At 69.9% G+C, this 14,595-nt stretch carries 11 protein-coding genes; 1 reads left to right on the forward strand and 10 read right to left on the reverse strand.

Annotated elements, in window-relative coordinates:
• Positions 1–28 precede the first annotated feature (28 nt).
• Entirely contained in the window at positions 29–367 is a 339-nt protein-coding gene (locus ACGFIW_RS24200) for a CU044_2847 family protein (RefSeq protein WP_393319763.1), read from the forward strand.
• 43 nt (positions 368–410) lie between these two features.
• Here the strand turns inward: ACGFIW_RS24200 and ACGFIW_RS24205 are convergent, their stop codons facing one another.
• From ACGFIW_RS24205 to ACGFIW_RS24250, 10 genes are all read right to left on the reverse strand, one after another.
• Positions 411–1,388, reverse strand: coding sequence for a hypothetical protein (locus ACGFIW_RS24205; protein WP_393319766.1), 978 nt, complete (start codon positions 1,386–1,388; stop codon positions 411–413).
• A gap of 32 nt (positions 1,389–1,420) precedes the next feature.
• On the reverse strand, positions 1,421–2,950 hold the full coding sequence (locus ACGFIW_RS24210; protein ID WP_393319769.1) for an OmpL47-type beta-barrel domain-containing protein: 1,530 nt from the start codon (positions 2,948–2,950) through the stop codon (positions 1,421–1,423).
• An 8-nt stretch (positions 2,951–2,958) separates the two neighbouring features.
• A complete protein-coding gene (locus tag ACGFIW_RS24215) occupies positions 2,959–6,909 on the reverse strand; it encodes a ThuA domain-containing protein (RefSeq protein WP_393319771.1) in 3,951 nt (1,316 codons plus the stop codon).
• A 23-nt stretch (positions 6,910–6,932) separates the two neighbouring features.
• Entirely contained in the window at positions 6,933–7,937 is a 1,005-nt protein-coding gene (locus ACGFIW_RS24220) for a multicopper oxidase domain-containing protein (RefSeq protein ID WP_393319774.1), read from the reverse strand.
• A 304-nt stretch (positions 7,938–8,241) separates the two neighbouring features.
• Positions 8,242–9,081, reverse strand: a complete 840-nt coding sequence (locus ACGFIW_RS24225; RefSeq protein WP_393319777.1) for an amino acid ABC transporter ATP-binding protein — start codon at positions 9,079–9,081, stop codon at positions 8,242–8,244.
• 5 nt (positions 9,082–9,086) lie between these two features.
• Complete coding sequence (locus ACGFIW_RS24230) at positions 9,087–9,881, reverse strand: amino acid ABC transporter permease (protein ID WP_393319780.1); 795 nt, start codon at positions 9,879–9,881, stop codon at positions 9,087–9,089.
• 109 nt (positions 9,882–9,990) lie between these two features.
• Positions 9,991–10,809, reverse strand: a complete 819-nt coding sequence (locus tag ACGFIW_RS24235; protein ID WP_393319783.1) for a basic amino acid ABC transporter substrate-binding protein — start codon at positions 10,807–10,809, stop codon at positions 9,991–9,993.
• A 177-nt stretch (positions 10,810–10,986) separates the two neighbouring features.
• A complete protein-coding gene (locus ACGFIW_RS24240) occupies positions 10,987–11,664 on the reverse strand; it encodes a hypothetical protein (protein ID WP_393319786.1) in 678 nt (225 codons plus the stop codon).
• Between the two features lie 166 nt (positions 11,665–11,830).
• Positions 11,831–14,107: a catalase/peroxidase HPI gene (katG, locus tag ACGFIW_RS24245; RefSeq protein ID WP_393319789.1), complete on the reverse strand. Its 2,277-nt coding sequence runs from the start codon at positions 14,105–14,107 to the stop codon at positions 11,831–11,833.
• On the reverse strand, positions 14,104–14,559 hold the full coding sequence (locus ACGFIW_RS24250) for a Fur family transcriptional regulator (RefSeq protein ID WP_357065673.1): 456 nt from the start codon (positions 14,557–14,559) through the stop codon (positions 14,104–14,106). Before ACGFIW_RS24250 ends, katG begins: the two co-directional genes overlap by 4 nt.
• Between the last annotated feature and the right edge of the window lie 36 nt (positions 14,560–14,595).

Below are 14,595 nucleotides of genomic sequence, written 5' to 3' on the forward strand. Positions count from 1 at the left end.
TACTCACCTACCCCGAAGGAGTTGCAGGATGACGGACGTCGTGGCGATGCCGGTCGACGGAGGCGAGACGGTGCTGATCGAAGTCTCCGACGAACGGACCGGCATCGAGCGGGTCGGTCGGCCCGGCGGGCTCGTTCGTGATGCCGGCGAGACGCTCCAGCAGGCTCTCGCCCGGGTCCGCCCGGCGGCCGAGGCGGTCCTGGACAGCGTCCGCAGCATGGCCAAGACACCAGACCGGGTCACCGTCGAGTTCGGCATCAAGCTGACGGCGGAGGCAGGCGTAGTCGTCGCCCGCACAGCCACGGAGGCCAACTTCGCGGTCACCGTCGAATGGTCGGTGCCCGCGACGGGCCAGCCCACCGGATGAGCCGGGCCGGACGCCGGTTGGCGTCCGGCCCGGCAGCAACGGGTTAGAGCCGGGCGTCGCCGGCCGCGGTGGCCTCCTGGACGGCCGAGCTGCGCCGGGTCTCGGCCCGCTGATCGCCGGCATCCTCCCGGTCCGGAGCGGCCACCCGCGCCGCCCGGTTGGTGGTCGCAGCCGCCTGCTCGCCGGTCACGCCGCCACGGATCCGGTTGTTCGCGGCCACCTGGGCGGCCGGATCGTTGGACGTGACGGTCAACCCACCGTTGATGATGTTGTCGTCGACGGTGACACCACCCGTGGTGCTGGTGACGCTGACGTCCGCGCCCCAGTAGCCACCGGAGGCGCAACTGTCGAGGCCGCCGTTCGGGCCGAGTTGCACACCACCCAGGTTGCCGGCGAAGGTGGCCCGACCCCGCACCGCGCTGCCGCACACCACGCTGCCGGTGGCGCTGTTCAGCACCGACAGCGTGCCGTCGACGAACGAGTCGTGCACGTCGGTGTAGTAGGTGCCGGTGCTGCTGACGTTGCGTTGCACCTGGGTGCCGCGGTCGATCCGGACCTCACCGGCGCCGACGGTGACGGTCCCGGCGATCGTCGACTGCTCCACGAACAGGAAGCTGTCGATCGTCGCGGTGCCCTTCGGGCGCACCGTCACGTTGCCGCTGCGGGCGTCCTTGAAGTAGATGCCGTACCCACCGGCGGCCAGCACCACCTGGCCGTCGACGCTCGTCTCGGTGGCGTCGAGGTAGCCGTCTGCGGCGACGCGTACCTCACCGCTGATCCGGCCACCGGCGACCACCAGGTTGGCGCCGGCCGCGACCGTGACGTTGCCGGTGATCGTGGTGCCGGTCAGCGCGCAGGACTCGCCGGCCGGTACGAGCAGGTCGTTGGGCACGGTCACGGCACCGCCGGTGCCGATGCAGTGGGTGACCAGGTCGGCGTGTGCGGTGGGCGCCACCGCGAACACCGAGGCGGCGACGACGGCGCTCACGGTGGCGAGCTTGGCGACGGTACGTCGGGGCATCGTTGTACTCCCTGTGGGTGAGGTTCGAGGACTCATGCGCCGACGTCCGATCGGGCCGCGGCCCGGACGATGGCGCCCTGCTGCCGCCGGTTGAGCGTGCCGCCGGTCACGAGCGCGGCGGTGACCGCCTCGACGTGCCGGACGAACGCGGCGTGGCCGGGGTAGTCGGCGTGTTCGTCGATCAGATCGTTGACGGTGCAGCCGTCGCCGGTGTCGACGTTCGCCACTCCGGTGTCGTCACCGTCGATGATCACCGTGGCCCGGGTGTCCGACGCGGGGCAGCCGTCGGTGCCGTCGGCGACCACCGTGAACGTCGTGGACTGCTCGGTGGAGGCGTTCCCCGCGGTGTCGGTGGCCCGGTACCGCAGGGTGTGCGCGCCGAGGGTCCGGACGGCGACCGGGCTGGCGTACGCGGTCCAGCCACCGGTGTCGAGTGCGTACTCGATCGACGCCACGCCCGAGCCGTCGTCGGTCGCGGTGACGGTGACCGTCGCGCCGCCGACGTACGCGCCGCCGTCGTTCCGCTCACCGGCCACCGTGGCGGCGACGGTGGGTGGGGTGGTGTCCTCGGCCTGCGGCTGCACGATGGTGAAGTGGGCCATCTGCTCGGCCGACGTGTTCCCCGCGACGTCGGTCGCCCGGTAGTGCAGCATGTGCATGCCCACCGAGGTCACGACGACCGGGTTCGTGTACGCGGTGAAGGCGCCTCCGTCCAGCGCGTACTCGATGGTGGCGACGCCGGACCCGGCATCGGTGGCGGCCAGCGTGACGGTGGCCGTACCGATGTAGTTGCCGTCGCCGTCCTGCTCGCCGGCCGGCGTGGCCGTGACCACCGGCGCGGTGGTGTCCGCCTCGGTCGGCTCGACGATGCGGAACGACACCGAGCCGACCGTGCTGGTGTTGCCGGCCTGGTCGGTGGCGCGGAACTGGACCGAGTGGTCGCCGACCGCGCCGACCTGCACCGGTTGGGTGTACGGCTGGAAGCTGGTGTCGTCGACCTGGTATTCGACGGTCTGCACACCGGAGTCGGCGTCGGTGGCCGTGACGGTCACCGTGGCCACGCCGAGGTAGTTGCCGTCGGCATCGCGGTTACCGGAGACGGTGGCGTCGACAGTCGGCGGTGTGGTGTCACCGCCACCCCCGCCGTCGGTGACGACGAGTTCGCCGACCATCTGGCTGTGCCCCGGGATGGAGCAGAAGTAGCGGTACCGACCCGGGGTCAGATTCACCGTCGCCTGGTGGCGGCCGTCGTTGGCGTCGAACGGGTTGGCCAGGATGTTGAGCGTGACGTCGTGGTTGTAGCCCTCGGTGCTGGTGTCGAAGGTCAGCGTGTGCGGCATCCCGGTGGTGTTGCCGGTGGCCGCGCTGTTCTCCCAGATAATCGTGGTGGCGCCGGCCACCGCCTGGGTGGGGGCGGACTTGTAGCGGGTGGTGTTGTCGTCGGCGGTCCAGGTCAACACCTGGTCCGCGGCGACGCGGGGGGCGGCGGAGGCGGGCTTCGCGGCAAACGGGAGGACCGTGAGCAGCAGCGCCGACAGCGCGGCAGTGAGTCGTCGGGTCATCGTTTCTCCTAGAGTTCCCGCACGCGGATGTTGCGGAACTCGGCCAGGTCGTTGTCACCGTGGTTTTGCAGACCGATGAAGCCGCGCAGGAACTGCCGCAGGTCGGTCGGCGGATCGCCGGCACGGGAGGACTGCTTGCCCGGCGTGTTGTCGAACTCGTTGATCACCACGCCGTTGCGGATCATCGTGTAGTGCTGGCCGACCACGCGGATCTCGTAGTCGTTCCACTCGTTCTTCGGGGTGACGCCGGCCTGGGCGAGCGGCACAGGGTCGAAGTTGTAGACCGAGCCGGTCTTCTGCGGCTCCCCGGTCTCACCGTCGTAGATCTGGATCTCGTGTCCACAGTAGATCGCCATCCAGGCCGGCGAGGTCCGGGCCGATCCGACGGTGCCGCAGCTACCCTCCGGTCGCTGGTCCAGCGGGGTTCGCAGGTCCGGGAAGCGGATGAAGACACCGGTGTTGGCCCGGCCGGTGCCGGGGGCGATGTCCTTGAACTGGAGCCGCAGCGAGAAGTCGCCGAGTTCCCTGGTGTGCCAGAGCATGCCCAGGCCGCCGCTGGAGCGCAGCGCACCGTCCGGCTGGACGCTGAAGGATCCCGTGGGCGCCTGCTGCCAGCCGAGCAGCGACTCGGCGGTGCCGTCGAAGAGCGGCTCGTACCCGGTGTGGCCGGTGCGCCCGATCTCGGACGCGGCAGCCAGCCGGGTCAGGGTGCCGGTCTCCCGGGCGTTGAGCAGACCGTCGTCCTGCAACGCGCGGGTCACCGCTGTCACGTGCCGGACGAAGCTGTTGTGGTCGGCCCAGGTGCTCTCGTCGTCGATCAGGTCGTTGACCGTGCAGCCCTGCCCGACCGTACGGCTGGGCACGCCGGTGTCCGTGTCGCCGAGCCACACGTTCGGCCGGTCGTCCGGCACCGCGCAGCCCACCGTGACAGTCGTCTGCACCGTGGCCGTCTCCCCGTCGGCGTACGTGACGGTGAGCTTCGCGGTGTAGGTGCCGACCTTGGCGTACGCGTGCCGGGGGTTCACCTCGGTCGACGTGGCACCGTCGCCGAACTCCCACCGGTGGCTGACGCCGCCGGAACGCGCGCCGTCGAAGGCGATGGTCAAGGGCTTGTTCTGCACGGCGATGGCGTTCGCCGCAGGTGCCGGGGTGGGTGCGCCGCCGGTGTAGGTGATCCGGATGAGCTTCTGGTTGGGGTGCAGGCTGAAGAACCCGCCTCCGTAGTCCAGCAGGTACAGCGCGCCGTCCGGGCCGAACTTGGCGTCCATCCAGCTCTGTAGCCGGGTGTCGCCGTTGCCGCTGGGGATGATGGCGCGCAGCGTCTCGGCGTAGACCGGTGGGGTCGCCGTCGGCACCCCGGCCTCATCGACGGTGACCGCGACCCGGTTGGCGGCGTTCGACTGGTCACCGATGAACCACTTCTCGTCCCAGTACGCCGGCCAGGCCACCGTGCTGTTCGGGTCGACCCGGTCGCGGTGGTAGGTCGGGCCGGACATGATGGCCTGCCCGCCGCCGCGCAGGTACGGCTGGGTGTAGGTGGCGTCGGCCGCGACGTAGGTGGGCAGGTCGCTGCCGTCGGTGCGCTTCGGGAAGACCGGGCCGCCGCCGTCCGGCGAATACCAGATCATGTTGTCCCGGGCCGCCGGGATGTCCACCAGCCCGGTGTTACGCGGGGAGGTGTTCTTCAGGTTGTCGCAGTCGTACCAGCCGGTCAGCACGCTCGCGTCGGTGCTGCTGCGGTCCCGGTACGGCTGCCGGTTGCCCATGCAGTACGGCCAGCCCTGGTTGCCGGCGGAGGTGATGATGGTGGCGGTCTCGTACTTGGCCGGGCCCAGCGTGGGGCTGGGCGACGAGGCGTCCGGGCCGACCCAGCCGGCGGTCAGCCACTGGTGCTCCGGGTCGATCTGCAACCGGGCGATGTTGCGCACGCCCATCACGTAGATCTCCGGCCGGGTCTTCTCGGTGCCGGGCGGGAAGAGGTTGCCCTCCGGGATGGTGTACGTCCCGTCCGCCTCCGGGTGAATCCGGATGATCTTGCCGGCGAGGTCGTTGGTGTTGCCCGAAGTGCGGCGGGCGTCCTGGAAGGAGATGCCCTGGTACTCCTCGGTCCAGTTGTTACCGGAGTAGCCCTGCGACCCCTCGGAGGAGTTGTTGTCGCCGGAGCCGACGTAGAGGTTGCCCTTGGCGTCGAACGCCATCCCGCCGCCGGCGTGGCAGCAGCTGTGGATCTGCACCGGGAACTTCAGCAGGTCCTTGCGGGTGGCCTGGTCGATGGTCTGGGTCGCGCGGTCGTAGGTGAACCGGGAGACGGTCCGCTGCCCGACCCGCTGGACCCGGTCGATCGACTCGTGCGGCATCCAGTAGACGTAGAGCCAGCCGTTCTCGGCGAACTTCGGGTCGGGCACGATGCCGAGCAGGCCCTCCTCGTTCTTCACCAACTCGGAGCCGCTGCCCCGGTTGCCCATCACCTCCAGGGTGGTGAGCAGTTTGACCTGTTTGGTGCGCGGGTCCCAGGAGTGGATGGTGCCGCAGCCCAGGCCGACGTTCGGGTCGGTCCAGTCCGCGATCGGGCCGCTCGGGCAGGCCGCCTTGCCGACGTAGAAGACGGTGCCGTCCGGCGCGATGGTCAGCCCGTGCGGTTCGCCGATCTGGTCCAACTGCCCGGTCTGGTTGGCCGCGGTGAGTCGCTCCACCCTGTAGTTCGCGGCGATCGTGGCCTGGCAGTCGCCGCGTACGCGGCCGGTGGTCCAGTTGAGGGCCCCGACGAGGTGGGCGCGGAACGCCTCCTCACCGTAGCTGCCCTCGGTGTGGCCCATGCCGGTGTAGAACGATCGGCCGCCGTCGTAGTCCCGGCACCAGGACACCGGGTGGAACGGGCCGTTGGCACCCGGCCCCGGGTCGTAGTGCCGTTCCTCGACCTGGGCGAGCGTGTGCACGCTGCCGATCGGGTTCGGGTCCCAGTTGTCCCAGCGGTCGGAGCGGGTGATCGTCAGGGGCAGCGACGCCGTGGCCGGGTGTTTGCGGTCCAGGATGTCGACCACCGCCCGGTTCACGGGGGTCGGCGGCGGCGCGGTGGCCGTGCCGGTGAACAGGCGCAGGTCGGCGAGCTGGATCAGCGGCTCACCACTGTTGGCGGTGATGTTCAGCCGGTAGCGGGTGAACTCCTGCGGCGTGGCGATGTCGAACCGGCGGGTCTGGAACCGCTCGGCGAAGGTCTGGTTGGTGCGCCGGTCCAGATCGGACCAGCTCTGCCCGTCGTTGGAGCCCTGCAGGGTCCAGTCCTTCGGGTCCCGCCCGACGAAGTCGTTGGCCGACGTCAGCGCGTACCCGGTGATCCGCTTGGGTGCGGCCAGTTGGTAGGCCACCCACGCGGTCGGGGTGCGGACCAGCCACTTGGTGTTGGCGTCGCCGTCGGTCAGCTTCTCCTTGGTCTCGGTCGGCGGGTTCTCGCCGCTGGCGGTCACCGCGGCCACCGGCTCGGCCACCGGGATGGCGCCCGCCGGACGGGTGCCGATCAGGCCGGTGAACCAGGCCGAGTCGACCTGGGCGCGGGCGGCGTCGGCGATGCCGACGAAGCCGCCGCCGGCCTTCAGGTAGCTCTGGAGCGCCGACTCCTGGTCGCGGTTGAGCGCGGCGCCCGTCGCGGAGAGAAACACCACGCTGCGGTACGCGGACAGCCCGGCCGTGGTGAACACGCCCGGGTCCGTGGTGGCCGTGACATCGATGTCATGACCGGCACCAAGCTGTTTGATGGTGTCCACCGCGCGCGACACCGGGTCCTGCTGCTCGGCCACCGGCCCGTGGAACACGAGGACCGCGGTCTTCTGCGCCTGCGCCGCCGGTGCGGCTGCCGGGCGTGGCGCCGCTGCCGATCCCGGTGCGGCTGCCGCCGTCGATGCCGGGATCAGTGCCGCGAAGGCCGCCATCGCGGCAAGGGCTCGTCGTGGTTGTCTGGTCATCCCCGTCCCCACTTTCGGTTGGGTCAGCCTGCGTGCGTGTGGGTGTGGCCCTGGAACCGGTGGATCGCCTCCTCGGCGCCCGGTGGCATGCTGCCGTCGGCGTTGCGCACCAGGAAGATCCCGGCCATGCCGCCGTCGGAGTGGTTCTGCACGTGGCAGTGGTACATCCAGGCCCCGGGTCCGACGCCCTCGCCGGCCAGCACCTGGAAGCCGAACGAGCTGCCCGGGTTGAGGTCCTTGTTGTCGATGACCAGGCTCGGGTCGCTCGGCCCCTCCAGCATTCCGGTGCGGTTGTCCGCCCAGCGGTGGGCGTGCAGGTGGAAGGTGTGGAACAGGTTGCCGTGCCCGATGGCGATCCACTCCACCCGTTGACCCAGATTCGCCTCGAACATGGGCGTCTCCGATGCCATCCGGTTGTTGATCGCCATGTCGTGGAACACGACGGTGAACTGCTTCTCCGGCAGGATGTCGCCCCGGCGGCGGACGACGAGCGCGCCGTACAGCCCCTTGGCCACCCCGGCGGTGCCGTGGTCGGTGCCCATCGCGTGGTCGTGGTAGTGCCAGTAGCCGGCGCTGCCCGGCATGTAGCGGCGGCCCGCCGCGGCCACCATCTCCCGCGAGCGCCAGACGTACGTCCGCGTCTCGCCCGGGTTGTTGAACGAGGCGTTCAACGGGCTGCCGTCCGACTCGGTGCTGTAGTCCACCCCGTGCGGATGGATGGAGAGCCGCTGGCTTGTGGTGTTGACCAGGGTGATCTCCAGGGTGTCACCCTCGTACATCTCCAGGAGCGGGCCCGGCACGGTGGCCTGGCCGGGTGCCAGGCCGTAGCCGAACAGGCCGCCGGGCAACTGCTCGGCGTAGATGGTGACCTTCTTCGTGACGCCGGCGGCGGCCTGCGCGGGGGTGCCGCCGAACGCGGTGCCGATCGCGGGAGTGGCCGCCCCCAGCGCACCGGCGGCGAGCGCCCCGGTGGCGATCAGGGATCTGCGGGACAGTTGGCGTGGGGGGCCAACGACGTGCTCGTCCATGGGTCTCCGTTCCCGACCGGGCGAAGACGCGACGAGGGCAGGGTGCGACGACCCCCGAACACAGGGCGGCAGCACGACTGAGGTGAGGCTCGTCGCGGACTTTGCTCGGAAGACTCAGAGCTTTCGGTGGATGTCTGCAACTTATGTAGTCCATCGACAAAAGTCCAGGTCTGGTTGCAAAAAGATTACCTTGACATTACGACGTCCGTCGATTGACATGATCCTGACACGAACCCGCCCGCAGCGCACAACGCCGGGCTGCCTCGATGAGGCAGCCCGGCGGGCAGACGTACGGGAGAGGTCGTCAGAGGCGGTGGCGGTCGTCGGCCGGCAGGCTCGGCGCCGCTGGCGGCTCCGGCGACCGCTCGGGCTGACCGAGTGGGGCGACACGGGTCGGGTCGAGGACCCGGGAGAGGAACGCCCGGGTCCGTTCGTGCCGCGGGTTGCCGAGCACCTCCTGCGGCGGCCCCTGCTCGACCACCACGCCCCCGTCCATGAACACCACCCGGTCGGCGACGTCGCGGGCGAACGCCATCTCGTGCGTCACCACCATCATCGTCATGCCGTCCTCGGCCAGCTTGCGCATGACGGTGAGCACGTCACCGACCAACTCCGGGTCGAGCGCGGAGGTCGGCTCGTCGAAGAGCATCAGCTTCGGCTCCATCGACAGCGACCTGGCGATAGCCGCCCGCTGCTGCTGCCCACCGGAGAGTTGCGCCGGGAACGCGTCGGCCTTGTCGGTCAGCCCGACACGGTCCAGGTTGGCCCGGGCGACGCGCTCGGCCTCCGCCCGGCCGCGCCGCAGCACCCGACGCTGGGCGATGGTGAGGTTGTTCAGCACGGTCAGGTGCGGAAACAGGTTGAACGACTGGAAGACCATGCCGATGCCGCGACGGACCGCGTCGATCTCGACGTCCGGGTCGGTCATCTCGACGCCGTTGACCCAGATCCTGCCGGCCGTGGGCTGCTCCAACAGGTCGACACAGCGCAGCAGCGTCGACTTGCCGGACCCGGACGGCCCGATCACGCAGACCACCTCACCCTGGCCGACCTCGAAGTCGATGCCCTTGAGTACCTCGATCGGCCCGAAGGACTTGTGCAGGTCGCGGATCTCGACGGCCGGGCGGGGTGCAGTGCTCGTCATGCGGGTCACCGGGCCTTGGCGTAGCGGAGTTCGAGGCGGCGTACCACCTGGGACAGGGGCAGGGTGATGATCAGGTACGCGAGACCGGCCACCAGCAACGGGGTGGCGTTCACCCGGTCGTTCAGCATGTCCCGGCCGAACTTGGTGACCTCGATCGTCTGCGCCGTCACACCCAGCACGTACGCCAGCGACGAGTCCTTGGTGAGCAGGATGAGTTCGTTCGTCAACGGCGGGATCACGATCCGGAACGCCTGCGGGATGACGATCGTGCGCATGGCGGTGAAGTGCGACATGCCGAGGGTGCGGGCCGCCTCCATCTGCCCCTTCGGGACGGCCTGGATGCCGGCCCGGATGGTCTCCGCCATGTACGCGGCGGCGGTCAACCCGAGACCGATCGCGATCGAGCCGAACACCCCGCCCGGGATCTCCCGCTCCGGGAACGCGATGGGGATGCCGTACCCGACGAGGAAGAGCACCAGCAGCGCGGGCAGACCCCGGAAAAGCTCGATGTACGCCGTCGCCAGCCAGCGGTACGGCGCCACCCGGGACAGCCGCATCAGCGCGAGGACGGTGCCGAACACGAGGCCGAAGGCGAACGCGCCAAGCGTGTAGAGGACGGTGTTGCGCAGCGCGACGGTGATGATCGTCGGGAACATCGACCTGATGATGTCGACGCGGAAGAACGCGTCGGCCAGCCTGTCCCAGTCCGCGGCGAAGAGCACTGCGGCGATGACGGCGATGAAGACCAGGTACTGGAGCCCGAGGAACAACCGCTCCCGCTGGCGGCGTCGCAGCTTCACGTTCGCTCGTTGCCTTCCCGGAGGTAACCGACACGGAGGGCGCGCGGGACGCGCGCCCTCCGGTACTGCGCTGCGGCTCAGGCGCTCAGGCGCTCGGCCGCCTTGCGGCTCAGGCACTCGGCCGCTTGCCGATCCACTTCTCGTAGATCTTGTCGTAGGTGCCGTCCTGCTTGGCCTTGGCCAGCGCCTCGTTGATCTTCTTGAGCAGTTCCGGGTTGCCGTCCTTCTTCACGGAGAAGCCGTACTGCTCGCCGGTGTCGAACTCGGCGGCGACCTGGAACCCGCCCGGGTTCTTCTTCAGGTACTCGCTCCAGACCGGCAGGTCGTTGATGGCCGCCTCGACCTGGCCGTTGGCGACGGCCTGCTGCTGGGCGGCGAGATCCTCGAACTCGACGAGCTTGAGGCCCTTCTCCGCCTCGAACTTCTTGGCGTAGTCACGACCGGTGGTGGCCGCCTGGACGCCGAGCTTCCTGCCCCGCAGGTCGTCAAGCGTCTTGTACGACTTGCCGGTCTTCACCAGCATCGCCTGGGTGGCGTCGAAGTACGGGTCGGAGAAGTTCATCACCTTCTGCCGCTCCGCGGTGATCGTCATGCCGGCGGCGGCCGCGTCGCACTTGCCGGTGTTCAGGTCCTGACCGGACTTGATCCCCTCGAACGGGGTGTCGATGATCGTCTGCTGGACACCCAGGTCCTTGGCCACCAGGTCCATGATCTCGACGTCGAAGCCGGTCACCGTGCCGCTGGCGTCCTTCGACTGGAACGGCGGGTACGGCAGGTGGGTGCAGACGGTCAGCTTGCCCGCCTCGACCAGCTTGACGCCGCTCGCCTGGACCTCGCTGTCGTCCTTCTTGGCGCACCCCGCGCCCAGCGCGAGGGCGGCGACGGCCACGACGAGACCGGCCTGACGGGCGACGCTGTGGAACCTCACGGCTGTGTCCCTCCGGTTCGGCTTCCATCGCATAGAAAGCCAATCTGGTTCATAGACTTTGCGATAAGCGACCGTACCCGATCCCGGCGGGTCGCTCCCAGGTCACGCTGCCGCTGTCCCTGCGGGGCGGTCCGCCGGCACGCGTCGGCAAACCCGACACCGCGCAGCATTGAGCGCTCAACCGCCGGTGCCCTCGGCCTCCCCGTCCGGGGTGAAGGCCGATCCCTCGTGGTCTGTGGTGAGGAACACGTGTTGATGGCCATGGCCGGCGTCGATGCTGACCTGGTCGAGCTGGGTCGCGGCGACCGACCAACTCGTCACGGCCTCGGCCGCCTGGCGCGCGGTGAGGTCCAGCAGGGCCGCACGTTGTGCCGCCGGCACGCTGGCGGCGAGCGCGTAGGAGTCGACGGCCAGGCCGGCCTGTTGGATCGCCCCGCGCAGCCCGCCTCGCGCCACGTTCGTGGCGGTGCTCCCGGAGGGCGGGTCGGCGAACGGCTTGGCGGCTTCCCGCATGCTCTCCTGCCACTGCCGGGCCTGCGCCGGATCCGGTGCCCGCCCGGCTGCCGTGTCCGTCTTGAGGGTGGTCAGGATGGGGGCGATCTGGGCACTGACGCGGCGGGCCGTCTCGGTCAGCTCGACGATCTGCTGCGCGTCCCGCTTCGCGTCTGCCTCTTTGATGCTCGCGATGGACGCCTCGGTGGCGTCCGGTCGGCCCACCTGGTAGCCGATCAGCCCACCCAACAGGGCGGTGACGAGTGCGATCGCCCCGGTGACCGCCACGGCCCGGACGGTGCGGCGACGACGCTCGTCGGCGTTGTCGGACAGGTAGGAGGGCCTGCCGGTGCGGCGCGCCATCGCATCTCCTCACATCGATGGTCGGTGGGGCCACAGGTTAGCCGCCGAACGGGACGCCCGTCGATAGTCTCGCCGTCTTCGAGGGTGCGATGGTGGTGCCGCGGAGTCGGCCGAGCCCCGGCCGATCCCTCGCGGGTTCGGCCGGGGCTCGTCGGTGTCGAACTGGTCAGGCGATGTCGAACCGGTCCAGCTCCATGACCTTGGTCCAGGCGGTCACGAAGTCGGCCACGAACTTGTCGCGGGCGTCCTGGCTGGCGTAGACCTCCGCGAGGGCGCGCAGCTGCGAGTTGGACCCGAAGATGAGGTCGACCGCGGTGGCGGTCCACTTCACCTCGTCGGTGGCCAGGTCGCGGATCTCGTACACGTGCTCGTCGGACTTCGACACGCTCCACCGGGTGCCCGGGGAGAGCAGGTTGGCGAAGAAGTCGTTGGTGAGCACGCCCGGCCGGTCGGTGAGGACGCCGTGCCGGCTGCCGCCGGTGTTGGCGCCGAGCGACCGCAGACCGCCGATGAGGACCGTCATCTCCGGAGCGGTGAGGTTGAGCATGTAGGCCCGGTCGACGAGGAGCACCTCCGGCTGGGTCTTCTCGCCCGCACGCAGGTAGTTACGGAAGCCGTCGGCCCGGGGCTCGAGGACCCGGAACGAATCCGTGTCGGTCTGCTCCTGGGTGGCGTCGGTGCGGCCCGGCCGGAACGGCACGGTGACCTCGACGCCGGCGTCCCGCGCCGCCTTCTCGACGGCTGCCGAACCGGCCAGCACGATCAGGTCGGCGAGCGAGATCTTCGCGCCACCGGCGGCGTTGAAGTCCCGCTGGATGCCCTCCAGGGTGGTCAGGACGGTCGCCAGCTGCTCCGGCTGGTTGACCTCCCAGCTACGCTGCGGCTCCAGACGGATCCGCGCGCCGTTGGCGCCACCGCGCTTGTCGGTGTGGCGGAAGCTCGCGGCGGACGCCCAGGCGGTGGAGACCAACTGGGCGGTGCTCAGACCGGACTCAAGGACCTTCGCCTTGAGCGCGGCGACGTCGGCGTCACCCACCAGCTCGTGGTCGACGGCCGGCACCGGGTCCTGCCAGAGCTGCGGCTCCGCCACCCACGGCCCGAGGAAACGCTCGATCGGGCCCATGTCGCGGTGCAACAGCTTGTACCACGCCTTGGCGAAGGCCAGCGCGAACTGGTCGGGGTTCTCCAGGAAGCGGCGGGAGATCTTCTCGTACGCCGGGTCGACCCGCAGGGACAGGTCGGTCGTGAGCATCGTGGGCCGGTGCTTCTTCGCCGGGTCGAAGGGGTCCGGGATGATCGCCTCGGCGTCCTTGGCGACCCACTGCTTCGCCCCACCCGGGCTGGTGGTCAGCTCCCACTCGTAGCCGAACAGGATCTCGAAGAAGCGGTTGCTCCACTGCGTCGGCACGTCGGTCCACGTCACCTCGAGACCGCTGGTGATCGTGTCGGCGCCCTTGCCGCTGCCGTGGTTGCTCAGCCAGCCCAGACCCTGCGCCTCGATCGGGGCACCCTCGGGCTCGGGGCCCACGTGGTTGTCGGCGACACCGGCACCGTGGGTCTTGCCGAAGGTGTGACCACCGGCGATGAGGGCGACGGTCTCCTCGTCGTTCATGGCCATCCGGCCGAAGGTCTCGCGGATGAAGTGCGCCGCCGCGGCCGGGTCGGCGTTGCCCCGCGGGCCCTCCGGGTTGACGTAGATGAGGCCCATCTCGGTCGACCCCACGCCGGCCGCCATCTCCTTCTCGGAGGCGTAGCGCTCGTCGCCGAGCCAGGTGTCCTCCGGGCCCCAGAAGATCTCCTCGGGCTCCCAGACGTCCTCGCGGCCGAAGCCGAAGCCGAAGGTCTTGAAGCCCATCGACTCCAGGGCGACGTTACCGGCGAGCACGAGCAGGTCGGCCCAGGAGACCTTCTGGCCGTACTTCTGCTTGACCGGCCACAGCAGCCGGCGGGCCTTGTCCAGGTTGGCGTTGTCCGGCCAGCTGTTCAGCGGCGCGAAGCGCTGCCCGCCGTCGCCGGCTCCACCGCGGCCGTCCTCGATGCGGTACGTGCCGGCGGCGTGCCAGCTCATCCGGATCATCAGGCCGCCGTAGTGGCCGAAGTCGGCCGGCCACCAGTCCTGCGAGGTGGTGAGGACCTCGGTGATGTCCCGCTTGAGGGCCTCGACGTCGAGCTTGGCGAACTCCTTCGCGTAGCTGAAGTCCGCACCCAACGGGTTGCCCTTGGACGAGTGGGCGTGCAACACCGAGAGGTCGAGCTGGTTGGGCCACCAGTCCCGGTTGGTGCGCGGACGACCGCCGGTCTTCGGGGTCGGCGAGTCGATCGCCGGGTTCTCGCTCTCACTGCCGTGCGCCGTCACCGAGTCGTGCGCGACCGGGCAGCCGGCGGCTGCCTTCTGGTCCACGCCCTGCGCACTGGTGGGGCCGTTGTCCTGGGTGTCGCTCATGAACTTCCTTCCGAGCTTGCGGATCTCTGGGGCGTGCGTTCGGTCGCGCAGTCGGGACAGATGCCCCAGTAGACGACCTCCGCCTCGTCGATCACGAAACCGTGGTCGACCGAGGCGGTGAGACAGGGGGCGTGACCGACGGCGCACTCGACGTCGGCGATCGCGCCGCAGGAGCGGCACACGACATGGTGGTGGTTGTCCGCGACCCGGGACTCGTAGCGGGCGGTCGCTCCGGCCGGTTGGATGCGCCGCACCAGGCCGGCGTCGGTGAGTACACGCAGCACGTCGTACACCGCTTGATGGGAGACCGTGGGATGATCCGCCCGAACCAGCGCGATCACCGCGTCGGTGCCGACGTGCGGGTGGTCGCGCAACGCCGCGAGCACCGCCAGTCGGGGCCGGGTGACGCGCAGCGAGGCGGCCCGCAGTTGCGCCTCGAAGTCGGACATCACCTGGCGAACACTAGCTCACTATTCTGGAACGGATCA

Origin of the sequence: Micromonospora sp. NPDC048935, from assembly GCF_043197875.1 — a bacterium.
Lineage (GTDB): Bacteria > Actinomycetota > Actinomycetes > Mycobacteriales > Micromonosporaceae > Micromonospora.